This window comes from Chryseobacterium ureilyticum (genome assembly GCF_900156735.1).
GTDB lineage: Bacteria > Bacteroidota > Bacteroidia > Flavobacteriales > Weeksellaceae > Chryseobacterium > Chryseobacterium ureilyticum.
In genome coordinates, this window is record NZ_FTOL01000001.1 from 1,349,858 (window position 1) to 1,372,831 (window position 22,974).

Annotated in this window: 23 protein-coding genes; 12 read left to right on the forward strand and 11 right to left on the reverse strand. The window is 35.0% G+C overall.

Features of this window, described 5'->3' with window-relative positions:
* Positions 1-427 precede the first annotated feature (427 nt).
* Positions 428-1,861: an SDR family oxidoreductase gene (locus tag BW983_RS05860; RefSeq protein WP_076550618.1), complete on the reverse strand. Its 1,434-nt coding sequence runs from the start codon at positions 1,859-1,861 to the stop codon at positions 428-430.
* Between the two features lie 53 nt (positions 1,862-1,914).
* A complete protein-coding gene (gene ribA / locus BW983_RS05865) occupies positions 1,915-2,505 on the reverse strand; it encodes a GTP cyclohydrolase II (protein WP_076550621.1) in 591 nt (196 codons plus the stop codon).
* Between the two features lie 97 nt (positions 2,506-2,602).
* On the opposite strand from ribA, the gene BW983_RS05870 reads away from it, so the two are divergent.
* Genes BW983_RS05870 through BW983_RS05905 form a run of 8 tightly spaced genes read left to right on the forward strand, consistent with a single transcriptional unit; the run spans position 2,603 to position 9,136 of the window.
* Positions 2,603-3,259 carry a hypothetical protein gene (locus BW983_RS05870; RefSeq protein WP_076550624.1) on the forward strand — a complete coding sequence of 219 codons (657 nt, stop codon included), beginning with the start codon at positions 2,603-2,605 and terminating at the stop codon, positions 3,257-3,259.
* Positions 3,260-3,262: 3 nt separating this feature from the next.
* The gene (locus BW983_RS05875) at positions 3,263-4,585 is read left to right on the forward strand and encodes an ABC1 kinase family protein (RefSeq protein ID WP_076550626.1); all 1,323 of its coding nucleotides are present in this window, start codon (positions 3,263-3,265) and stop codon (positions 4,583-4,585) included.
* Complete coding sequence (locus BW983_RS05880) at positions 4,586-4,741, forward strand: DUF2256 domain-containing protein (RefSeq protein ID WP_076550629.1); 156 nt, start codon at positions 4,586-4,588, stop codon at positions 4,739-4,741.
* Entirely contained in the window at positions 4,693-5,994 is a 1,302-nt protein-coding gene (locus BW983_RS05885) for a DASH family cryptochrome (protein WP_076550877.1), read from the forward strand. The genes BW983_RS05880 and BW983_RS05885 overlap by 49 nt, the downstream gene beginning before the upstream one ends.
* Complete coding sequence (locus tag BW983_RS05890) at positions 5,982-7,460, forward strand: cryptochrome/photolyase family protein (RefSeq protein ID WP_076550631.1); 1,479 nt, start codon at positions 5,982-5,984, stop codon at positions 7,458-7,460. Before BW983_RS05885 ends, BW983_RS05890 begins: the two co-directional genes overlap by 13 nt.
* On the forward strand, positions 7,460-7,741 hold the full coding sequence (locus tag BW983_RS05895; RefSeq protein WP_076550633.1) for a TIGR03643 family protein: 282 nt from the start codon (positions 7,460-7,462) through the stop codon (positions 7,739-7,741). The genes BW983_RS05890 and BW983_RS05895 overlap by 1 nt, the downstream gene beginning before the upstream one ends.
* A 12-nt stretch (positions 7,742-7,753) precedes the next feature.
* Positions 7,754-8,452, forward strand: coding sequence for an SDR family NAD(P)-dependent oxidoreductase (locus tag BW983_RS05900; RefSeq protein WP_076550635.1), 699 nt, complete (start codon positions 7,754-7,756; stop codon positions 8,450-8,452).
* A 36-nt stretch (positions 8,453-8,488) separates the two neighbouring features.
* Positions 8,489-9,136: a MarR family winged helix-turn-helix transcriptional regulator gene (locus tag BW983_RS05905; protein WP_076550638.1), complete on the forward strand. Its 648-nt coding sequence runs from the start codon at positions 8,489-8,491 to the stop codon at positions 9,134-9,136.
* Between the two features lie 250 nt (positions 9,137-9,386).
* Here the strand turns inward: BW983_RS05905 and BW983_RS05910 are convergent, their stop codons facing one another.
* From BW983_RS05910 to dinB, 5 genes are all read right to left on the reverse strand, one after another.
* Positions 9,387-9,866 (reverse strand): hypothetical protein, encoded by a 480-nt coding sequence (locus tag BW983_RS05910; protein ID WP_076550641.1) that lies wholly within the window; start codon positions 9,864-9,866, stop codon positions 9,387-9,389.
* Between the two features lie 152 nt (positions 9,867-10,018).
* Entirely contained in the window at positions 10,019-10,402 is a 384-nt protein-coding gene (locus BW983_RS05915) for a hypothetical protein (RefSeq protein WP_076550644.1), read from the reverse strand.
* Positions 10,403-10,571: 169 nt separating this feature from the next.
* Positions 10,572-11,180 (reverse strand): alpha-ketoglutarate-dependent dioxygenase AlkB family protein, encoded by a 609-nt coding sequence (locus BW983_RS05920; protein WP_076550647.1) that lies wholly within the window; start codon positions 11,178-11,180, stop codon positions 10,572-10,574.
* A 21-nt stretch (positions 11,181-11,201) separates the two neighbouring features.
* Entirely contained in the window at positions 11,202-14,255 is a 3,054-nt protein-coding gene (locus tag BW983_RS05925) for a DNA polymerase III subunit alpha (RefSeq protein WP_076550649.1), read from the reverse strand.
* Between the two features lie 18 nt (positions 14,256-14,273).
* Positions 14,274-15,422 carry a DNA polymerase IV gene (dinB, locus tag BW983_RS05930; protein WP_076550652.1) on the reverse strand — a complete coding sequence of 383 codons (1,149 nt, stop codon included), beginning with the start codon at positions 15,420-15,422 and terminating at the stop codon, positions 14,274-14,276.
* Positions 15,423-15,483: 61 nt separating this feature from the next.
* Between dinB and BW983_RS05935 the strand changes: the two genes are divergently transcribed.
* From BW983_RS05935 to BW983_RS05950, 4 genes are all read left to right on the forward strand, one after another.
* Complete coding sequence (locus BW983_RS05935; RefSeq protein ID WP_076550655.1) at positions 15,484-16,260, forward strand: XRE family transcriptional regulator; 777 nt, start codon at positions 15,484-15,486, stop codon at positions 16,258-16,260.
* A gap of 30 nt (positions 16,261-16,290) precedes the next feature.
* Positions 16,291-16,503 (forward strand): hypothetical protein, encoded by a 213-nt coding sequence (locus tag BW983_RS05940; RefSeq protein ID WP_076550658.1) that lies wholly within the window; start codon positions 16,291-16,293, stop codon positions 16,501-16,503.
* A gap of 268 nt (positions 16,504-16,771) precedes the next feature.
* Positions 16,772-18,154, forward strand: coding sequence for a DUF3945 domain-containing protein (locus tag BW983_RS05945; protein ID WP_076550661.1), 1,383 nt, complete (start codon positions 16,772-16,774; stop codon positions 18,152-18,154).
* A 23-nt stretch (positions 18,155-18,177) separates the two neighbouring features.
* A complete protein-coding gene (locus tag BW983_RS05950) occupies positions 18,178-20,241 on the forward strand; it encodes a type IA DNA topoisomerase (protein WP_076550664.1) in 2,064 nt (687 codons plus the stop codon).
* A gap of 84 nt (positions 20,242-20,325) precedes the next feature.
* On the opposite strand, the gene arsB is transcribed toward BW983_RS05950, so the two are convergent.
* The 4 genes from arsB to BW983_RS05970 are packed head-to-tail and all read right to left on the reverse strand — an operon-like array spanning position 20,326 to position 22,956.
* The gene (arsB, locus tag BW983_RS05955) at positions 20,326-21,354 is read right to left on the reverse strand and encodes an ACR3 family arsenite efflux transporter (RefSeq protein ID WP_076550666.1); all 1,029 of its coding nucleotides are present in this window, start codon (positions 21,352-21,354) and stop codon (positions 20,326-20,328) included.
* 9 nt (positions 21,355-21,363) lie between these two features.
* Positions 21,364-21,855 (reverse strand): GNAT family N-acetyltransferase, encoded by a 492-nt coding sequence (locus tag BW983_RS05960; protein WP_076550668.1) that lies wholly within the window; start codon positions 21,853-21,855, stop codon positions 21,364-21,366.
* Between the two features lies 1 nt (position 21,856).
* On the reverse strand, positions 21,857-22,468 hold the full coding sequence (locus BW983_RS05965) for a low molecular weight phosphatase family protein (protein ID WP_076550879.1): 612 nt from the start codon (positions 22,466-22,468) through the stop codon (positions 21,857-21,859).
* A gap of 14 nt (positions 22,469-22,482) precedes the next feature.
* A complete protein-coding gene (locus BW983_RS05970; protein WP_076550670.1) occupies positions 22,483-22,956 on the reverse strand; it encodes a DUF6428 family protein in 474 nt (157 codons plus the stop codon).
* Positions 22,957-22,974 lie beyond the last annotated feature (18 nt).

Genomic DNA, 22,974 nt, shown 5'->3' on the forward strand with positions numbered 1-22,974 from the left:
GATAATATTCATATACTGCTTATTTTCAACCACATAACTCTACGATATTTTCTATATCAGTAAAAAAGGAGTTTGGATAGCGCCCTGTCAATTTCACAAACAACCAAACGGCTCAACTTAATCCAAATTGAGCCATTTTTTTTATTCCAAAATAAGCCAGATTAAGATTTTTATTGTTTTAGTGAATCTATTGTAAGAAAATAAGAAATGGCAGTAATATGTGGACAGAAAAAAAATAAAATCCGTTTCATTTAAGTATATCATAACTAAAGAATAGGAACTATACACTTTTCTGCACCAATTAGATGATATTCTTAAAAGTCTTTATTTAATTCGGGATGTTAATTTACCTTCAATAACACTATCATATAGGACTTTGCTAAAAGCTACGTTTCCTGTTCAAAAGATTTTTCATGAATTAAACTCATTAATGGCCAGCAGCCAATTTTATCACCATTCCTTTAAAAATAAATCCGTGAAAAGGCAATACAGAATACCAATATAATCTTCCCCACAATCCTTTTGGTCGGAAAACTGCTTTCTGCCAGAGCTTTCCTTTGTATAATTTGAACATCAGCCACGCCTCTCCAGGCAGTTTCATTTCAGCAATAAGAATCAATTTCCCTTCTTCCCTATCAGCATAAAGTACGCGCCAAAAATCCAGAGCATCTCCTTCGTGAAGCTCTACCGGGTGCGTTCTTCCTCTTCTGAGCCCCGGACCGCCAACCAATACATCCATATAACCCCGGATTTTCCAAAGGTTTTGTCCGTACCATCCATTTTTGCCGCCCAAACCAAAAACACGGTCGAGACATTTTTCACGGTCGTCATATTTTTCACTTCGAACGTCTTTAAAACAGCCAAAATGCGGAACTTCAATAAATTCCTTCAGGGAAGAATCATTTCTGCTGCTTATAAAGCTGTCTTTCCAACTGGAAAGTATTTCGTTGGCCTGAATCTTTGCCATCGTTCTCTCCAAAGCCTGCTCGTAAGAAAATGGTTGAACTCCAGTTATTTTTTTAATCTCTGATAAACTTTCATTGTTACAAACCACCTCAATTTTCATACTTCCAACGAGCGAACTTGCCAGACTGTAAGTGGTTGAAGTGATGAAATATAACCAATACGAAGACAGTTTCGGAGTCATTACCGGCAATGTGATAATAGTTCTTTTCAAACCTCTAATTTTCGCAAAACCCAGCAATATTTCTTTGTAAGTCAAGACATCTTCACAACCGATGTCAAAACTTTTACGGTAAGTTTCTTTTTTGAATAAAGTAAAAATTAGAAAATCCAAAACATTTGCAATTCCTATGGGCTGACATTTCGTATTGAGCCATTTTGGCGTAATCATGATCGGTAATTTTTCAACCAAATCTCTAATGATCTCAAATGATGCGCTTCCAGAACCGATGATGATCCCAGCTCGTAAAACCGTTGTTGGAATTTTAGACTCAATTAAAATCTTTTCTACATTAAATCTTGAATTCAAATGCTTTGATAATTCTTTCTGATTGACTAATCCTGACAGATAGATAATATGTTTGCACTCCGTTTTTTCAATTGCTGAAACAAAATTCTGAGCACAGATTTTCTCGGATTCTTCGTAATCACCATTCGCACTCATAGAATGCATCAGATAATATGCCCCTGAAATATCCTCCGGAATATTCTTCAAAGTTTCCTCTCTCAGGAAATCAACTTCGATGACTTCTATCAAATCATCATTGATCCCGGCAGGTCTGGAAAATCGGCAGACATCTCGGCAGCAGCACACCACTTTGTAGCCTTGCTCTGTAATCACACTCATCATCCTTTTACCAATGTAACCTGTTGCTCCCGTTAATAAAATCTTTTTCATAAGAATTAATTTTGAATCAGTTAAAGAATTTTTCTTTGAATTTTCAATGTAACTTAAAGTTTTTCGAAGAGATGCCCAAAATAATCCTTCTTTGTTGTAAGATACGACGCATTGACTGAATTAGATTCAATTTCCAAAGGAATTCTTTTATTGAGCAAAATCCCGCTGTTGTTGAAAGCTTTCAATTTTTCAGGATTATTGGTCAATAAATTAACTTTAGAAATTTCCAGCATTTTCAGCATCCCGATTGCAACATCAAAACTTCTACCATCTGCTGGCAAACCTAATCTCAAATTTGCTTCTACCGTATCAAAACCTTGTTCCTGAAGAGCATAAGCCTTTAATTTATTGATGATTCCAATATTTCTGCCTTCCTGTCTGAGATAAATAATCATTCCTCCGTTTTCCGACATAAATTTCATTGCCGCATCCAGTTGTTGTCCACATTCACATTTCCTCGAATGGAAAACTTCTCCGGTAATGCACTCCGAATGGAAACGAACATTAACAACTTCATTAAAATCTGTTTTTTCAGCCACCCAAACCAAATGTGGACACCAGTCATTTTCATTTTCAGAAAATGCATAGACGGTAAACATTCCAAAATCGGTCGGTACATTAGATTGAGCCTGTATTGTAAGCATTAGTTATATTTTGAATTATTGTTATAGTACAAATTTATACTTAATTTATTTAATTAGTAAAATTAATTACTAAATTTGTTGATAAATAAAATCAATAATGGAACCAAAAAATATAATTACAGAAGATAAAATATTTGAATTGTACGGTGACTACCTTTTGAATCACGGCGAAAGACCAAAAAACATTTACCGTTTCGCAAAAGACAATGAATTCGAAGAAAAAGACTTTTACGATTACTTCTCAAGCTTTGAACAGATAGAAAAATCAATGTTGGTCAATCTTTTTGATAAATCTGTAGAGTCAGCTTCGGAAATTAACAATTCTGATGAAATTACTTCAAAAGAAAAACTGTTAAATGTCTATTTTATCTTTTTTGAAAATATGACGATGAACCGTTCTTTGTTTCTGATGATCTTGGGAAATGACAAATTACACTTGGCAAAAATTTCAAATCAGCTTAAGGAAACGCATCGACAATTCGTCAAAACTCTTGATTTTAATGATTGGGAAATGATTCAAAAAGCGAAAGATGATTTGAAAAATTTCCACGAAAAAGCTCGTGAAGAAGTGTTGTGGATTCATTTGGTTTCGACCATCGAATTTTGGAAAAAAGATACATCTCCATCATTCGAAAAGACGGATATTTTCATCGAAAAAACAATTGACACAGGATTTGAACTGATGGAAAACGAACCTTTGAGAAAAATAGTTGACCTCGGAAAGTTTTTATTTAAAGAAAAATTAAAAAAATAGCAGATGAAAACACTCAATAAAATACCAACAGGAAAGCTGGAACGAACGAGCAGCTTGCTGAAAGCAGGAGCAAAAGTCGGTGTTAATTACATTAAATATTACGGAAATAAAATCACAAAAAATAAAGATGAGGGCGAAGCGAAAAAAGCTTTGAATGAAAACAACGCAACCGACATTTACGATTCTCTGAAAGAACTGAAAGGCTCAGCCTTGAAAGTTGCCCAAATGTTAAGTATGGAGAAAAACATTCTTCCGCAGGCTTATGTTGAAAAATTTTCTTTGTCGCAATTTTCTGTTCCGCCGCTTTCGGGAGCTTTGGTAAAGAAAACTTTTAGAAAATATTTCGGAAAAAATCCGGAGGATCTATTTGATGAATTCACGAATGAATCAGTTAACGCGGCAAGTATCGGACAGGTTCATAAAGCGAAAAAAGATGGTCAAAATTTTGCTGTAAAAATTCAGTATCCCGGTGTGAGAGAAAGCATTTCAAGTGATTTGAAAATGGTAAAACCTATTGCGATGAAAATGTTTAATATCCAGAAAAAAGGTTCAGAATCTTATTTTCAGGAAGTAGAAAATAAATTGTTTGAGGAAACAGATTATGATCTTGAACTGAAAAGAAGTCAGGAAATTTCTAGAAAATGCAGTCATCTTGCGAATTTGGATTTTCCCAAATATTATCCTGAATTATCTTGCGAAAGAATCATCACAATGGATTGGATGAACGGAAAACATTTCTCGGAATTCACAAAATTGAAAAATTCTCAGGAAGATTTGAACAAAATCGGACAGACACTCTGGGATTTCTATATGTACCAAATGCACGTCCTAAAACAAGTTCACGCAGACCCACATCCAGGCAATTTCCTGGTTTCAGAAGATAAAAAACTGCTCGTGATTGATTTCGGATGTATCAAAGAAATCCCGAATGATTTTTATAAACCCTATTTTGAGTTGGCTCAACTTGAGAATCTGAATAATCCTGAAATTTACAAAGAAAAATTATACGATCTGGAGATTTTGAGTTCTAATGATTCTGCTAAAGAACAGGAATTTTTCACCAAATTATTCTACGAATTACTGGAATTGTTCACAAGACCTTTTAACGCAGAAATTTTTGATTTTTCTGATGAATCGTTTTTTCAGGAAATTGCAGATCTGGGTCAGAAATACGCTAAAATAAGCGATATGAAAGGAATGAATACCAACAGAGGTTCGAAACATTTTATTTATCTGAACCGTACATTTTTTGGTTTGTATAATATGATGCACGATTTGAAAGCCAAAAATGTCGTAATCAATCAGTACAAAAATTTTAACCAATAAATGCCTGCCAACTTACCTTCAAAGATTTGTGAAGTCTGCGGACTGCCCTTCAACTGGCGGAAAAAGTGGAGGAAAAACTGGAACGAAGTAAAATATTGCAGCGAAAAATGCCGGAAAAACAAAAAATCAACCTCCTCTGGTTCGGAAATAATTTAAGAATCAGAGACAATGAATCGCTTTTCAACGTTATGCAAGAACATTTACCTTTTCTTGCAGTGTATATTTTTGACAAAACTTTTTTCCATTCGACACAACTTAGTTTTAAGAAAATTGGAAAATTTCGGGCTCAATTTTTGTTGCAAACTGTTTCGGATTTGGAAAATAATTTAAAAGAAAAGAAGATTCCGTTTCTTAAAAAATTGGGTAAGACCAAAGATGTTTTTAAGCAGATTTCTAAAGGTTTTGAGGTTGAAAAAATATTCTGTCAGAGAGAATGGACAAAGGAAGAAATTGAATTGGAAAATCAAATCAAAACCATTTTTCCTGATGTACAATGGGTAAAATCTTATTCTCAACTTTTGTTTGAACCAGATTTCATAAAAGAACGATTAGATAAAATTCCTTTACTGTTTACTACATTCAGACAAAAAATAGAGGAAGATTTTAAAATCAGAAATGAATTTAATGATGAACATCTGGTTTACAATAAATCCATTTTAAATTTAAAAATAAACAGCGACGATATTACATTAAAGACTTTAGGCTTTGACGATTTTGAAATGCATCAATTTTCTGCTTTTCCATTTTCGGGTGGTGAAACTGAAGGATTGCAACGATTGAATCATTACTTTTTTAAAACTAGAAATCTAGGTTGTTATAAAGAAACAAGAAATGGGTTAATTGATAAAGACTACAGCAGCAAATTTTCTGCGTGGCTTGCCAATGGAAGTCTTTCTGCAGTAACTATTTTCCACGAAATCAAGAAATATGAGGATGAATTTGGAAGTAACGAATCGACGTATTGGCTTATTTTTGAATTGCTTTGGAGAGACTTTTTCAAATTTACTTCAATGCAGTTTCGGGATAAAATATTTCAGCAAAATGGAATTTCAGAACGGAAATACGAATGGAAATATGATCAAAATTTAATTAACCGATGGATCAAGGGCGAGACAGATTCTGATTTTATTAACGCCAATATGCTGGAAATTAAAAACACTGGCTGGATGAGCAACCGCGGACGACAAAATGTAGCTTCTTATTTCTGCAAAATCCTGAAGCAGGATTGGAGAATGGGTGCAGCTTATTTTGAGGAAATGCTCATCGATTACGATGTTCACAGCAATTATGGAAACTGGATGTATCTCGCCGGCGTTGGAAATGACCCGAGAAGCAGAACTTTCAATGTTGAAAAACAGGCTAAGCAGTATGATTCGGATCGAAAATTCAGAAATTTATGGCTAAAGTAGCATCTTCAACGGCGCAATTGATATTTCCGCATCAGCTTTTTAAAGACACGGATCATCTGGATAAAAATCACCCTGTTTTTCTGGTGGAAGAGTTTCTGTTTTTTAAACAATATAAATTTCACAAACAGAAAATTGCCTTTCATAGGGCGAGTATGAAGTTTTATGAGGAATTTTTGACCAAAGAAAAATTCAAGGTGGAATATATTGAAAGTACTTCCCCACTTTCTGATGTTCGAAATTTAGTGAAGCATTTAGAAAAACTAAATTTTGACAAAATTCTCATCACAGATGTTTGTGACAATTGGCTTGAAAAGAGAATTAAGGAAACTATATTGGAATTAGAGATTATTGAAAGTCCTTTGTTTATCAATACTAAGGAAGATTTGAAAGACTATTTTGAAGATAAAAAATCGTATCATCAAACCGATTTTTACAAACAACAGAGAATTTCCCGAAATCTTCTAATGAAAGCCGGAAAACCCATCGGTGGAAAATGGACTTTCGATACAGAAAACCGTAAAAAATATCCAAAGAACAAAAAAGCTCCACCCATTCACTTCCCGGAAAACAGCGCATATTTTGAGGAAGCGAGAATTTATACCGGGAAAAATTTTCATGAAAATTATGGCAATTTAACGTCGTATCAACTCTATCCCGTCACTTTTGAGGAAGCTGAAAATTGGTTGAATCAGTTTCTGGAACTGCGGTTTGCCGATTTTGGGGTTTATGAAGACAGTATCGTAGAGCGTGAACATTTTCTGCATCACAGCGTGCTTTCGCCATTGTTAAACATTGGACTTTTAACTGCAGAAAACGTTTTGAGAGAAGCCATTGAATATGCGAACGAATATAAAATCCCCATCAATTCTCTTGAAGGATTTGTGCGGCAGATTTTGGGCTGGAGAGAATTTGTGAGAGGGATTTACCTTTATGAGGGAACTTATCAGCGAAATAAAAACTATTGGAAACATCAAAATCCGCTTCCGGAATCTTTTTATACAGGAAGGACTGAAATTAAACCGATTGACAGCACAATTTTGAAGGTCCTGGAAACTGGTTATGCACATCACATCGAACGATTAATGATTTTCGCCAACTTTATGAATCTGTTGAAACTTAATCCAGATGACGTTTACCAATGGTTTATGGAAATGTTCATCGATTCTTACGATTGGGTAATGGTTCCTAATGTTTATGGGATGAGCAGCTTTTCTGACGGCGGAAAAATGAGTACAAAACCGTACATCAGCGGAAGCAATTACATCAAAAAGATGAGCGATTACTATGATGACGACTGGACGGAAAAATGGGATGCCCTCTTTTGGAATTTTGTAAATGATAACAAAGAATTTTTCAAAACAAATCCGAGATTGGGAATGATGTTGCGAACTTTGGATAAAATGACGGATGAGAAAAAATCTGAACACTTTAAAATCGCAAGGCACACGATTAAAAATTTAAAATAATGGTGAAAGAATTTAATGTAATACAGGCAGACCGCATCATTGAAATGGCCTGGGAAGACAGAACGCCGTTTGAAGCGATAGCATTTCAGTTTGGAATTTCAGAATCTGGAGTGATTGAATTGATGAGAAGAGAACTGAAACCATCAAGTTTTCGGCTTTGGAGAAAAAGAGTGAATTCTGGAGTAAGCCAGAAGCATCTGATGAAAAGAAATCCTGAAATTGACAGGTTTAAATGTAAAAGACAGCGTACAATAAGTCATAATAAAATTTCGAAACGATAAAAACAGAATAAAATGAAAAACATAGTCATTATCGGTTGCGGGCAGGGAATTGGATTTGCTGCTGCAAAAATATTATCAGAAAATCATTACGTTATTGGTCTTTCAAGAACCGAAAATCCTGAAATTGAAAATTTAAATATTGAATTTCATCCAATAGATATTCTTTCGGGGAATCTGGATGAAATTATATTCCCTGAAGTTATTGACGGTTTGGTTTATGCGCCGGGAAGTATTAATTTAAAACCATTTAACCGTTTTTCGATTGAAGATTTCAGGAATGATTTTGAAATCAATGTTTTGGGTGCTGTGAAAACGATTCAGAAACTGTTGCCTAATTTGAAGAAGTCGGAAACTGCTTCTGTTGTGTTGTTCAGTTCGGTGGCGGCAAAGCTGGGAATGCCTTTTCACTCCTCAATTTCTGCAAGTAAAAGTGCTGTTGAAGGTTTGACGAAAAGTATGGCCGCAGAATTTTCTACTCAGAAAATCAGAGTGAATGCCATCGCTCCCTCTTTAACGGATACTAATTTAGCTTCACCACTTCTTTCAACACCTGAAAAACGGGAAGCTTCAGGAAGAAGACATCCATTGCAAAGAGTCGGAAGAGCCGACGAAATCGCAAGAATGGTTGCGTTTCTACTATCTGATCATTCAGCGTGGATCACAGGGCAGATCATTGGGATTGACGGAGGAATGAGTAACATCAAATTGTAATCATTCCCAAAAACTAATATCTTTACCAAAATTATTATGCAAACCGACTTTTTCATAGACCTGCTCCATCACGTGAAAGAATTTGAACATTCTGACGCCTGCAAATCCAACTCCACCGTTGATGATTTCCGCGTGTGGATGAATGATAAAAAATATGCTGATGAAAGCCCTACCAAGCTTTTTAAAAATGAAAATCATCAGGTTTCATTTACCGAAAATGAAATTTGCAAACAGGTTCTCTTATTAGGACGATATTCTAAATTACTGATCAGAAAAGGGTTGGGAGATTTTCCTGAATTAGCGAATGAAGAATTTACCTACCTGTACCGCTTAAAAGACGAACCTTTTTTAACGAAAATTCTATTGATCGAAAAAAACGGTCACGAGAAACAAACCGGAACTCAAATCATCAAAAGACTTTTGGAAGCGGGATTTTTGGAGGAGAAAAATGATAAAGATGATAAGCGCAGCAAACGATTAAATTTGACTAAAAAAGGCGAAGAAATTTTCCACGACTCGGTTTCTAATGTCAACTTAATCTCAAAAATTTTATCCGGAAAGCTTAATAAAGTTGAGAAGAATGAATTTCTTAGGATTTTGAAAAAACTTAATGAATTTCATTATCATATTTATGTTGATTATAAGAATGCCAACATCAATCAGATATCAGATTTTTTTCAATAAAAACATACATCAAATCTTATTAACGGATTTAGAAATTCCATTTTAATTGACTTAAACGAACCAAATCATCAACAAAAGTGTTTGAAGATACGCTCGTCTTGGTCACTGGTAGCCCAAAAGTATCACTTTAAATTGTCATGTCTAAGCCACAGACCTCGATGAACCATTAGATAGGATTACTGCGTTATCGTTGCCTAATCACCATTATCTTCCACTCCACAGACATCTTTTTAATATCTTATAAAAAAGATTATCTGTTGAGAATAATTTTACGATTATATACTTTTTCACTTCTGGTTTTAATAAATATAACACACACTCCTGCACGTTGATAAGAAGGAATATTAAAAGATTTTGAAATCAGTTTAATACGGTATACTTCTTTTCTTAAGAGATTACTGATGAAAACTTCTGACTTCTCCAAATCCACATTCCCCTCTAAACTGACAATACCTGTGGTAGGATTAGGAGAAACTTTTACTATTATATCCTCTTTAAAATCAGTTTTGGATGTTGCACCCGGGGCTACTGATAGACCACTGAGGTTCCAGTTATAAGAATCATACAACATCTTTATTTCTTCCCATGTCAAGGCTTTATCATATATGATCAATTCATCAATCAGTGCCCGATCCAAGGTAAAAATATTGGAGATATTATTTCCAACCAGATTGATAATAGCCTCAAAAGGATTCAGGTCAAAATAAAAATTAGCTACTCCATTGACCACTACGAATTATAAAAGCGATCCGAATTAATTAATGGAAATAGATAAATTTTATTCTCAATATGAAAAGTACTGATAACGCTCTTCAACATAAGTCAGCTGATATCATTGATGAACATTAACATGATCATAACCATCATATGTCCAAGTAACATTTAAAATCTGACACTTTTTTCTTTTAAAAAGTATAACTCTCTGAATAGTACTTTTTCGGTTAAGTATTCACTTTTTACTAGACTCCAAACACATTCTAAATAATCAAATATATCTGGATCAATTAAAGCAGGTGAGAATACATATAACTCTATTTGATCTCTATTCTCAGAATATTCACTATCAAAAGTAATTTCGTGATTAAATTCTTTCTCTCTCTTTTTTTGGAAAGAGTCGTTGAATTCTATTTTCTTTTCTATGGCTTCATATTGAATGACTCCTAAGGAAGAGATATAGAAGTCTTCTGGATCTTCAACTAATTCGTTCAAAAGATTGGTAAAAAATTCCTTAATAGAAAATTTTTCATTCTCTACTCTATTGTACATGATTATTTTTTTTACCTAAATACAAATTTCACTCAATAAACGCCATGTAAAAGGATTAACATTAGAATTTGACATAATATATTTCTTACTAAGCCATTTTAAAATTTTCATAGACAAAGTAAACCTGAATAGCGACAGAACTTGATGTGTTAAAAATCATGGAATGAATCTACCTTACAATCAAACGAAAAGTAAGATTAATACGCTCCTTCATTGGCACGATGGATTTAGCAATCCTATGTTCCCAATTTTCCTGTAAATCCCCTTTCATAATAAGCAGTGAACCATGTGGAAGTGGTAAACTATATTTACTGGCATGGTGGTCTTTTTTCCTGAAATCAAAATTTCTGGTCTGTCCTAAACTTATGGATGCAATAACAGGCCGCTTACCATAGCGGCTTTCCTTATCCCTGTGCCATGCTATGGAATCATTATGATTTCTGTAAAGATTTAATAAAACTCCATTAAATTGACATCCAAACTCTTTCTCAATCCTTTCCTTTATAGCAAAAAGTTCAGGCGTCCATGGATTTGTCGGCTTCTTCTCTTCTTCAGACCTATCATATTTGGGGTCTCCATACCAAGCTGTCAGCCGTGGAGTCAGAACTGTTTTATCATACATCTTCTGTGTACGCTGCTCCCATGGAGCGGTATTAAGCAGCTTATCTTTTAACTGATCGGCTTCTGCCTTACTTAAAAAATGCTCTCTGTATTCCAAAAGATCTTTCGGAAATTCATAGAACTCTTCTGTATCAAATAAACTCAACTGATTCATCATTCTTTCAATATTCTATAATTATTACTTCATTTTATGCCTTGGCAATCCGATTTCATGAGACTGCGGATAAGGTTTTCTATAGGTCATGCTTACATCTTCTTTGATTTGCCTGTGGATATCATACTGTTTTTCTTTATCATAAGCATACCTTGGATCAGGGATCATGGGCATTTTTGCCATTTTATGAATGGTAACGGTAGGAAAATGAAAATCGACTTCTACAGTCCCCAGAAGCAAATAGCACCCGCCCCCCTGAAAATCATATTGTTTCAGGCTATCCGGAAAATGGGCCGTGTCGAAATAATCTCCGTTCACATCAATCCAGGTTCCGAAATACATGGTCCCTTTCTTTGTAGGAACATGCTTCCTTGAAATCAGGTAAGCCAGCATTTTAACCTGCTGTTTGTGAAACTTCAATAAATCTTTTACAAAAACAGAACCTCTATATGGGGTCTTTAAAAGATCAAAAGGAGTGCATGAAACAGGAAAACCTATGAGTTCAATTTCATCAAAGGCATCTTCAAAGTGTTCCCGTTTTAATTCAGGCAGTTTAAACTCCTGAACGGGTTCTTCAATCAGCATAAGTTCTCTGTTTTCAGGCTTAAAATTGATCAGTAGAACTCTTGCCTCTACAAGCAGTTCATTTTTAGGTTTTCCTGTAAATCGGAATGCTCCTATAAAAATCAGGATCTGTACAGTTTCAATACCAATGGGAACGCGTCTTATAAAGTTCTCCAATGAAGTATATATTCCGTTGGTTTCCCTTTCCTCAACAATACCGTGAGCGATTCTTGTTTCTAACCCTTCAAGAAGCATTAAACCAAGGTAAATATCCGCTCCTTTCAAGGTTGTTTGATACTCACTGCTATTAATACAGGGAACCTGGATATTTCCACCTGACATTTTTGCTTCATGAATATAGACTTCAGTCCGGTAAAATCCGCCCTGGTTATTGATCACGGAAACCATAAACTCCAAAGGATAGTATACCTTTAAATACAGGCTCTGATAACTTTCTACCGCATATGATGCTGAATGGGCCTTGCAAAAAGAATATCCTGCGAAAGATTCAATCTGCCGGTATGCTTCAGCTGTCATTATTTCTGAATGCCCTTTTTCTTTACAGGATGTAAAAAAATTGGTTTTAACTTCCTGAAGCTTTTTAATGGATCTTCCTTTCCCACTCATCGCTCTTCGTAAAATATCACCATCAGCCAGAGATAGTCCTCCAAAATGCTGGGCAATCTTCAGAACATCTTCTTGATACACCATAATGCCATAAGTTTCTTTTAGATGTTCTTCAAATACCGGATGAAAATATTCAAACTGGTCGGGATGATTATGCCTGAAAATATATTCCCGCATCATTCCGCTTTGTGCCACCCCGGGCCGGATGATAGAGGAAGCAGCGACCAGAGTTCTGTAATTATCACATTTCAATCTTCTTAAAAGACCGCGCATGGCGGGAGATTCGATATAGAAACATCCGATAGTTCTTCCTACGGCCAGATATTCATTGGTCTTTTCTTCATCTTTTGACAAAGACGTATCCCGGATATCCACTGCAATTCCTGAGGTTTTCTTAATAAGAGCTACTGTATCATTAATAGTTCCTAAACCTCTTTGGGAAAGAATATCAAACTTTTCCAGCCCAATATCTTCCGCCACATTCATATCAAACTGAACAATCGGAAATCCTTTGGGGGGCATTTCAAGTGCTGTATAATTCGTAATAGGTTCTTCAGAAATCAAAATCCCACACGAATGCATACTTCTCTGATTGGGAAATTTTTCCAAGAGCATTCCATATTTATGTACCCATTGTACCACTTCATTTTGGTCATGCTGTATCATAGGTTTTTTGGCAAGCTCATCCAACTCTTCCTTAGGCAGTCCAAACACTTTTCCCACTTCCCGGAAAATTGACTTGTATTTAAATTCCACATTGGTTCCGCAGAAAGCAACATGTTCTTTGCCATATCTGTCAAAAATATATTCCAATATAGCATCTCTGTTCTGCCAGCTCCAGTCGATATCAAAATCAGGTGGAGATTTTCGGTTAAGATTTAAAAAACGTTCAAAATACAGGTCAAGCTCCAATGGACAGATATCGGTTATTCCCAGACAATAGCTTACAATAGAATTGGCTCCACTCCCTCTTCCTACATGCATAAACCCCATGCTGTTGCTGTAGCGGATAATATCCCAGGTTATTAGAAAATAGGAGCAGAAATTAAGTTCATCAATTACCTTCAGTTCTTTTTCAACCCTTTTTCTGGCCACTTCATGATCGTTTCCATATCTTTTTTCCAATCCTGAATACGCCAATCTCTTAAGTAATTTTACATCATTGGCTTTTGATTTTGTATAAAACTGCTTATTCTTTACCTTTTTAAAGTCAAATTCAAAACGGCATTCTGCTAAAATTTCCTTTGTGTTTTTAAGGATCTGAGGATATCTTTCAAATGCGTCTGCTATAGACTGTTCATTAATAAAATATTCTGATTTTCTGCAAATTTCTCTTTTGGTCAGTTTTGACAATAAGGTATTATGGTCAATGGCTCTGAGAATTTTGTGCAGTTCATATTCTTCTTTCGTTCTGAAGGTAACAGGATGCATTACAACCATTTTGCAAATCAGTTTTTGATATTCAGGTCTTATTAGAAAGTTCAATTCTTCTATTCTGACTCCTATCCACTCATTTTCCTTCAACTCAGCAGGAATATTACTCATAGGATAGATTACCAATACATTTTCAAATCCCGGCGCAACTTCTGAGAGTTCTTTCCCCTCACAGTTATGCTCAGTAATAACAATATTCACTTCACCTATCCCTGAAAACTCTTTAGCAATAGCAATATAAAGGAGTTTACCTTCATTTCGAACCTCAATTCCTGCAATAGGTTTAATACCAACCCTTTCACATTCTTTTTTAAAATCATAAATTCCGGTAATAGTGTTGATATCTGTCAGCACCAGTTCTGTAATATCTAACTCATGAGCCTGTTTCACCAATTCTTCTATGGATAAGGTTCCATAGCGAAGACTGTGAAAAGAATGACAATTTAAAAACATTGTTGAAAGTTTAAAGTTCTATTTTTCAAAATCAAAACCTGAAGCTCTACCCAGGGCTCCCATGCCAAAGCGATTCTTCAGGTAATCCATGGTCTGATATAAATTCATCTGCTGTTCTGTATCTTCAAACAGATTCATCTGATGGTTCCCATGAACAAGCCCTGTAAATCGTAATCCTACGAGGCGAAGCCGCATTCTTCTGGTATATGCTTTATTAAATAATTCCAAAGCCACTCTTGATAGAGTATGATCTGCAGAAGTGTAAGAAACCTTGCATTGTTTGGTTTCCGTATCAAAATTGGCATAACGGATTTTTACAACCACTGTTGAGGTCAGCCATTTTTCCTGTCTTAGCTGATAAGCCAGCTGTTCCGCCATTCCCGATATCAACCTTTTCAGTTCTACCACATCCATCGTATCATTGGTAAAGGTCCTTTCCGTAGAAATGGACTTTCTTTCCGAATAAGGTACTACAGGGTTCTCATCAATACCGTTGGCTTTTTTCCACAGTTCTTTTCCGTTTACACCGATCATTTGCTGTAAAACCAGCACGGGCATTTCAGATAGGGTATGTATGGTACGAATTCCAATTCTTGATAGTAACTGAAACGTTTTGTCCCCCACCATCGGAATCTTTTTAATAGATAGCGGATTTAAAAAAGGTCTGATATCCAAATCTTTGATTTCCAGCCTACCCACCGGTTTTGATTCTCCCGTCCCTATTTTTGAAACGGTCTTATTGGCTGACAAAGCAAAACTTATAGGAAGTCCTGCTTCCTTAGTAACAGCGGATGCAATTTCTTTTGTCCACTGATAACAGCCGAAAAATTTGTCCATTCCTGAAAGATCCAGATAAAATTCATCAATGCTCGCCTTTTCCATTACCGGAACTCTTTCCTGAATAATTTCGGTCACCGTATGAGATAAATTGGAATACAGTTCATGGTCTCCCCGAATGACTTTTGCATCCGGACATAATCTGAGTGCCATTCGAATGGGCATAGCAGATCGCACTCCGAATTTTCTAGCTTCATAGGAGCATGACGCTACTACTCCACGGTCACCACCTCCTATAATAAGAGGAATTCCGTTAAGCTTGGAGTTATTACGCCTCTCACAGGATACAAAGAATGTATCCAGATCCATATGTACAATCGAACGGTTCATGTTACAAAATTAGATACATATTGTATCTTTTTAACTATATTTGCAGATACAATTTGTATCAATGTCAATTTTTTCAGATAATATCAGGTTTTTAAGAACTCAGAAAAAAATTTCCCAGCAGGAACTTGCGGATAAAATTATGCTGAGCAGAGTCCGGTATTCCAAATACGAGGATGGACGTTCAGAAGCTCCTTATGAAATATTGATCAGAATTTCAAAGTATTTCAATTTGAGTATTGATCTGCTCCTCACCGTTGATATCCGAAAGTATCCATTGGAGGATATCTTGAAACTTCCGGATAATAGAATTGTCCTACCTGTTGTTGTGGATCAGTTAGGAAACAACAGCATTGAAATCATCCCACAAAAAGCATCAATGGGCTATTTATCCGGCTACAGTGATCCAGAATATATTGAAGGGCTGCAAAGAATCTCACTTCCTTTTTTAACGAATGGAAAATACCGGGCTTTTCCAGCCCATGGAGATTCCATGCCCCCTTTTAAGGATGGATCTTACATTATCGGCAAATATGTTGAAAATATAGACGATCTGAAACCTGATAAAAGCTACATATTTGTGACCCTCAATGATGGGATTTCTTACAAGAGATTCACTGCCCGGCAAAGTAAATCTATTACTGTAGCGGCAGATAATCCATTCTATGAACCTTATGATATTCCCTTAGAAGAAATTGTTGAAGTCTGGCAGTATGCTTCAGGAATATTTTCGGAGGATTTTGAACCAGAGCATCTTGAAAATTATAATATAAAAGAAATGTTCCTTGAGATTCGAAAAAACATTCAGATACTCGATGAAAAGTTTTCAAAGGCTAATTAAAAAATTGACTCTATACCATCTATTATCAACATGATCATTTCTTATTACGATTTTCAAAACCTGCCCGATCGTCAGGCACAATATAATTTTGTTCTTACTCATGGACGTATCATCTCTGTAAGAGAAGTTAACCAATCAAAATATGTTTTGTATAAAGTTTCAACCTTTTCAGTGGAGCTTATCTATGACACTGCCCGTGATAAAATTATTGGTATGAATCTTTTTGAGAATAATTCTTTCTGAACATCTATTAAAAGCTTCAGCCATGAATAAAAATCCTGTTTTATATAATAAAACAGGATAAAAACACAAATGATGAAAAAAAATGTCTCCAGATAGAGACTTTTTAAAATTACTTATTTTTCGCCTCATTATAACAAAAGTCTGTTGAAAAATTCAAAATTTCCAAAGGAGTAACAGACACTCTACGCCAAATTCCCTCATTTACTGCCATCTTTAGCCAGTCTGATTATACCCTGCTACCTTCGATGTTAAATAAATATTTAGCATCATGGAAGACATTCAAAACACTCAAAATCAAGATCCTTCTTTAATCAACATTCTATTGGTTTTAAATCCCAAAACTAACAAGATTGAAGCTGTAAAAACCGTAGATGAGAACGGAGATCTGAAAACAGTACCTAACACTCAAAAGAATCAGAATCAATTTCTAAAGATTGATAGACAGGGCGATTTATTCTCCAACTTCTTCTCCAATTTTTTGAGTCAACTCAAAGATCCTACTTTGTTCAACTTTTTTAAATCGCCACTCAAAGAATCAGAAAAAATTGGAAAACAGATCCAACATCACCTTACCCATCCCAGTACTGAGGGTGAAGAATTTCTAAATACCTACAAAATATTAACTCCAAAAACCAATACGATGAGTACAAACCCTTTATCAGAAAAAGAATATCAGTATTCCGCTGATCAAATCGACTGGAATATGATGTCAAAATTCGGCTTAACTCAAGAAAAATTAGAAAAAGCAAATGCTTTAGATCCTATGTTAAAAGGATTTAAAACCAATGGACTCGTTCCTGTCACCATCAATCTCGGAACAGCCCTTACAAGAATGGATGCCCGGCTTTCACTGAATACCAATGATGAGGGTGATGTGGTCATCAATATTCATGGAATAAGAAAAGAACCTAATTTCAATTTTAAGTTTCTGGGTCATGAGTTTACCGCAGAAGACAAAAAAAATTTAATGGAAAATGGCAATATGGGACGCGTTGTGGATCTTATCAATCCAAAAAACGATGAAATTATTCCTTCCGTTATCAGCAGAGATCGTCTGACAAATGAACTGGTTGCTTACAAAGTTGAGAATATAAAAATTCCCAATGAAATTAAAGGCATCAAATTAAATGAAGAACAAAAGCAAACGCTGATAGAAGGCCAGGCATTATATCTTGAAGGCATGATCTCTACCAAAGGAGAGCCTTTTAATGCACATGTTCAGTTTAATGCTGATAAAAAATACGTGGAATTTCTATTTGATCATAAAGAGCGCCAGCAACAATCTCATTCGGAAGTCCCAAGAACATTCAGAGGTAAGGACTTAAACGAGGAACAGTATGAGAAATTTAAAGGAGGACAAACCATCTATCTGGATGAACTGCTGGATAAAAAAGGTCAGCCTTATCAGGGCTATATTACCCTTAATCAGGAAACAGGAAAAGTTGATTTCTCCTTTCAAAACCCAAACAAAGTGAGAGAGCAGGCAAAACCTACGGAGGGATACAAAATCCAAACTGCGGTTAATTCAGAAGGTAAAACCAATGAAGTCACTAAGAATGTGAAAGAACCGTTACAGAAAGGACAACAATCCCCTAGGGATAACAGTCAGCAGGATAAACCTCAGTCTCGCACAAAAAGACGAACCATCTAATATAAACTTCAATAATAATCAATATGAAAGTAATATTAGCAGAAAAGCCCAGTGTTGCCAGAGAAATAGCAATGGTTCTAGGAGTAACTGAAAAGAATAATGGATATTTAACAGGTAATGGCTATGCCGTTACCTGGTCTTTTGGTCATTTATTGGCATTGGCGATGCCTGAAGATTACGGCATTTCAAGCTTTAGTCAACAAGCATTACCTATTCTACCCGCCCCTTTCAAATTAACCATCAGAAAAGTAAAAAAAGGTAGACAGTTTATAGTGGATCCGGAAGCATCCAAACAACTGAAAATCATTGAAAGACTATTTGCTGTATGCGACAGTATTATTGTGGCAACAGATGCAGGAAGAGAAGGAGAACTTATCTTTCGGTATATCTATGAATACCTGCATTGCAAAAAACCATTTGAAAGGCTATGGATAAGTTCCTTAACGGAAAAAGCCATTAAAAACGGATTTCAAAATTTAAAACCGGGAGGTCAATATGAGGGATTGTTCCATGCGGGTCAGTGCAGAAGCAGAGCTGACTGGTTACTAGGGATTAATACCACTCAGGCCTTGACTATAGCCGCAGGGAATGGATTATATTCATTGGGAAGAGTTCAGACTCCGACACTGGGTTTAATCTGCAAACGTTATCAGGCACACAAAGACTTCATGAGCCAGAAATACTGGCAGATTGAACTTCGGCATCAAAAGGACTTTATTGAATTCAATAGTCTTGGAACACTAAAATTTACAGAAAGAAAACAAGCTGAAGATGTTGTAAAATCATTAGAAAGAAACCCAACAACAGCAAAAATTACTGCCATAGATATAAAGACGGTAAAAGAGCAGGCTCCTCTCCTATTTGATTTGACAGGATTGCAGAAAGAGGCAAACAAGAGATTAAATTTCAGTGCAGAGGAAACGCTAAATATTACTCAAAGTCTCTATGAGAATAAGTTTATTACCTATCCCCGAACGGGAAGTCAATACATCCCGGAAGATCTGTGGTCAGAAATACCTAATCTTATAAGGATTCTTCAGGAAAAAGAATCTTATAAAAATGCAACAGGTTCACTTCCTTGGGGAAACTTTAATAAAAGAATTGTCAATGATGTGAAAGTTACCGATCATCATGGACTGCTTACTACTGAAAAAATTCCTTCAGCACTAACGGCAAAAGAAAATGCTATTTATGAGTTGATAGCTTTCCGATTATTGGAGGCTGTTTCACAACCTTGCATTAAAGAAATTACAGACATTAATTTACAGGTGCTTCATTTCAATTTTGTAGCTCAAGGATGTAAATTCTTACAAAAGGGTTGGCGTAATATCACCCCTATTTCTTCAAATGATTTTGAGAATGTTCAGGAGTTTCCAGAGTTCAGAGAAGGTGAAGAGCTCAAAATTAAAGAGATTATTATTTTTGAAAAGAAAACCCAAGCTCCCCGTCTTTATACTGAAGGAAGCCTATTGTCTGCAATGGAAAATGCAGGGAAAGATGTTGAAGAAGCAGAACAGCGAAAAATATTAAAAAATATAGGTATTGGTACACCTGCCACACGGGCATCTATTATTGAAACATTGATTCATCGGGATTATATCAAAAGAGAAAATAAATCACTTATCCCAACGGATAAAGGATTAAAAGTATATGATCTGATAAAAGATAAAAAAATAGCCGATGCTTCCTTGACTGCAGATTGGGAATTAAAAATGCAGCGTATAGAAAATAATGAATGTAATGCATCCGAATTTCAAAAGCAAATCGAAAATTACACAACATCTGTCACCAAGGAATTACTGCAGATTCACATTGAACAGCCACATATTCCCAAGATTATATGCCCTAAATGCAAAACGCAGCATTTGGTTATTCATGACCATATTGTTAAGTGTCCTGATATTCGTTGCCGTTGGTTGCAGTTTAGAAATATCTGCGGTATCCAAATCTCATTACAAGATATTGAAAGCCTTGTTAATACAGGTAAAACTTCATTAATACATGGAATGAAGAGCAGATCAGGAAAAGAGTTTGATGGGTATATCGTATTGGATGATAATCACCGGACATCATTTAAATTTTTCTAATAAAACACAGTAAGGATGAGTTACTTATACTAAAGGACAACTTAGGTTGTCCTTTAGTATATTAATAGTTTACTTATTGTTGTGTCAATAATATTTCTTTTGTAGTTTTTGACTTACCTTTACTAATAAGATTAAAACAGGTACTTCTACCAATGGTCCTATTACACCAACAAATGCCTGTTGAGAATGAATTCCAAAAACAGCAATTGCTACGGCAATCGCTAATTCAAAATTATTTCCTGTTGCGGTAAAAGCTATTGAAGCATTTTTGTCATAAGGAATATTAAAGGACTTATTAATAAAAAAACTTACAAAGAACATCAGCACAAAATATACTACTAGCGGCACAGCTACCTTTAAAACATCTAATGGTAATTCCAGTATCTTGTCACCTTTAAGACTGAACATAAGAATAATAGTAAATAAAAGTGCATATAAAGTCAGTGGTGATATTTTAGGAATAAATTTCCTATTGTACCATTCTAATCCTTTTGATTTAATTAAAAAATAACGGCTCAAAAAACCTGCTAGAAAAGGAATTCCTAAATATATCAAAACACTTTCGGTAACCTCTCTCATTGATACAGTTACATTAAAATTAGCCAAACCTAATTTTTCAGGTAAGACGTTGATAAAAAGCCAAACCATTAAACTATAACTCAATACTTGAAATATACTGTTCAAGGCCACTAACAATGCTCCATACTCACGATTACCTTTTGCTAAATCATTCCACACAAGTACCATTGCAATACATCTTGCTAAACCAATAAGAATTAAACCAATCATATAATTAGGTTCTTCTCTCAGGAAAATAATTGCTAACAAGAACATTAAAACCGGACCGATAATCCAATTCAATAATAAAGAAATTCCAATTGCCTTTTTGTCTTGAAAAACTTTAGGTAATAATGAATAATCAACCTTTGCTAAAGGCGGATACATCATAATTATTAAGCCAATTGCCAATGGAATATTTGTAGTTCCTATTGATAACGAATTGGTAACATCAGAAATATTAGGAAAGAAATATCCTAAACCTATTCCTAAAAACATTGCCAAGAATATCCATAAAGTAAGGAATCTATCAAGAAATTTTAATTTTGGTTGCATTTTATTTTTTTAATCTATTCCAACAACTTTACTTCTTCTTTCCATAATCACATTATCTTTCCATACCCCTGCGAGTTTACCTATCTTTTCTCGATAACCGATAATTCTAAATCCAACTATTTTATGCAATGCTATGGTTGCTTCATTTTCCGCAAACATTCCTGATTGCAAAGTCCAAATGCCATTAGTTTCGCTTTCCTTAATGACATTTTCCATTAAAATTTTACCAACTCCTTTTCCTCTGTGATTTTCAGCAATATAAATACTTACTTCTGCTACTCCTTCATATACACAACGGTCACTAACTTTTGATAAAGCAACCCATCCTAATACATCATTATTATCAACAGCTACAAATCTGCTATGTAATAGTTTAATTTCATTCCAAGTTTCCCATGTTGGCACTGTCGTTTCAAACGTAGCAATGCCTGTTTCAATGCCTTGTTTGTATATATTGGCGATATCTTGATAATGATGTTTTGTGATTGAAATTATTTCCATTTTATTTTTTTATTTGTGAAAAGACATAGAACATTTCGGCACCAATCTGCAAGCTTCTTTCATCGTAAACTTTTGTTTGTTCAGACGTATTATCAGAAATTTTAGGGTCTTCAAAAGTTATTGGAATTCGTTTATCTGCGCCTGCAATAAAAGGACAGCCTCCATCCGCCTGGGAACAGGTCATAATTGCAACAAACCCTTTATTAGCATTAAATAAACTATCATATCTTTTAGAAAAACCAATAATTGGATGCTTATCTTCATTATACTTAATAGCATATACAGGATTTTCTGTATCAGAAATTTTATTGATAAAAAGTCCCTGTTCTTGCAAAGTCTCTACAACCTTGGGAAACATTGCAGTTTCTTCTGTCCCACCTGAATAGCAAGTTACATTCGAAATATCATAATAAGCACTCGCAACCTGCGCCCAAACTTGTGACAAATGGCTTCTTCTTGAATTATGAGTGCAAATAAAATTAAGGGTTATTTCTTTTTTCTCCTCCAATCTTTTCTGAATAAAATCAACCAATGGTGCTAAAGTAGCTTTCCTATCTTCGCTGATTTCCTGATTTTTCAGTAACTCTATTGTTTTTAATAGTTTTGGATACATAGCTTTATTTGAATTTAACAACACCCTGAATTTGGAATACAACAAGAAGTTTGATTATTAGAAAGTTCAGATAAGTTTACTCTTTGTTTTTCCGTTGGAATTCCACAAGCATCTTGAGCTAAACACGCTGTTGTTTTATTTTTAAGAACAAAGTTTTTCCCATTAAATTCCAAATCAAATTTTCCTATTGTCGTATTTTGGTACTCAACTTCAATTTCGTCATCTTCAATACCAAGTTTTTCTTCTGATAACTTAATAATATCTAAAAGTTTTGCAGGTTTTAAACGGTGTTCAAAATCAGCAGCATTCCATAATTGAAAGTTTACTACTTTTTCATTTCTAACAGTTCCGCCACAATCGATAAAATGTTTTGTTACAGTTCCTACTTCTGTTACATGGAAATGCTCAGGAACAAATGTTCCATTTTCCAATTGAAATTCAACGTTATCCAATGTTGGTAGGATTTCTTTAATTTCAGACAGTTTCATAAATTTTTATTTATTGGT

Excerpts from the sequence above, each read along its gene's own strand:
- BW983_RS05860 (WP_076550618.1), bottom strand. The coding sequence starts at position 1,861 with ATGAAAAAGATTTTATTAACGGGAGCAACAGGTTACATTGGTAAAAGG.
- ribA (WP_076550621.1), bottom strand. The coding sequence starts at position 2,505 with ATGCTTACAATACAGGCTCAATCTAATGTACCGACCGATTTTGGAATG.
- BW983_RS05870 (WP_076550624.1), top strand. The coding sequence starts at position 2,603 with ATGGAACCAAAAAATATAATTACAGAAGATAAAATATTTGAATTGTAC.
- BW983_RS05875 (WP_076550626.1), top strand. The coding sequence starts at position 3,263 with ATGAAAACACTCAATAAAATACCAACAGGAAAGCTGGAACGAACGAGC.
- BW983_RS05880 (WP_076550629.1), top strand. The coding sequence starts at position 4,586 with ATGCCTGCCAACTTACCTTCAAAGATTTGTGAAGTCTGCGGACTGCCC.
- BW983_RS05885 (WP_076550877.1), top strand. The coding sequence starts at position 4,693 with ATGCCGGAAAAACAAAAAATCAACCTCCTCTGGTTCGGAAATAATTTA.
- BW983_RS05890 (WP_076550631.1), top strand. The coding sequence starts at position 5,982 with ATGGCTAAAGTAGCATCTTCAACGGCGCAATTGATATTTCCGCATCAG.
- BW983_RS05895 (WP_076550633.1), top strand. The coding sequence starts at position 7,460 with ATGGTGAAAGAATTTAATGTAATACAGGCAGACCGCATCATTGAAATG.
- BW983_RS05900 (WP_076550635.1), top strand. The coding sequence starts at position 7,754 with ATGAAAAACATAGTCATTATCGGTTGCGGGCAGGGAATTGGATTTGCT.
- BW983_RS05905 (WP_076550638.1), top strand. The coding sequence starts at position 8,489 with ATGCAAACCGACTTTTTCATAGACCTGCTCCATCACGTGAAAGAATTT.
- BW983_RS05915 (WP_076550644.1), bottom strand. The coding sequence starts at position 10,402 with ATGTACAATAGAGTAGAGAATGAAAAATTTTCTATTAAGGAATTTTTT.
- BW983_RS05920 (WP_076550647.1), bottom strand. The coding sequence starts at position 11,180 with ATGATGAATCAGTTGAGTTTATTTGATACAGAAGAGTTCTATGAATTT.
- BW983_RS05925 (WP_076550649.1), bottom strand. The coding sequence starts at position 14,255 with ATGTTTTTAAATTGTCATTCTTTTCACAGTCTTCGCTATGGAACCTTA.
- dinB (WP_076550652.1), bottom strand. The coding sequence starts at position 15,422 with ATGAACCGTTCGATTGTACATATGGATCTGGATACATTCTTTGTATCC.
- BW983_RS05935 (WP_076550655.1), top strand. The coding sequence starts at position 15,484 with ATGTCAATTTTTTCAGATAATATCAGGTTTTTAAGAACTCAGAAAAAA.
- BW983_RS05940 (WP_076550658.1), top strand. The coding sequence starts at position 16,291 with ATGATCATTTCTTATTACGATTTTCAAAACCTGCCCGATCGTCAGGCA.
- BW983_RS05945 (WP_076550661.1), top strand. The coding sequence starts at position 16,772 with ATGGAAGACATTCAAAACACTCAAAATCAAGATCCTTCTTTAATCAAC.
- BW983_RS05950 (WP_076550664.1), top strand. The coding sequence starts at position 18,178 with ATGAAAGTAATATTAGCAGAAAAGCCCAGTGTTGCCAGAGAAATAGCA.
- arsB (WP_076550666.1), bottom strand. The coding sequence starts at position 21,354 with ATGCAACCAAAATTAAAATTTCTTGATAGATTCCTTACTTTATGGATA.
- BW983_RS05960 (WP_076550668.1), bottom strand. The coding sequence starts at position 21,855 with ATGGAAATAATTTCAATCACAAAACATCATTATCAAGATATCGCCAAT.
- BW983_RS05965 (WP_076550879.1), bottom strand. The coding sequence starts at position 22,468 with ATGTATCCAAAACTATTAAAAACAATAGAGTTACTGAAAAATCAGGAA.
- BW983_RS05970 (WP_076550670.1), bottom strand. The coding sequence starts at position 22,956 with ATGAAACTGTCTGAAATTAAAGAAATCCTACCAACATTGGATAACGTT.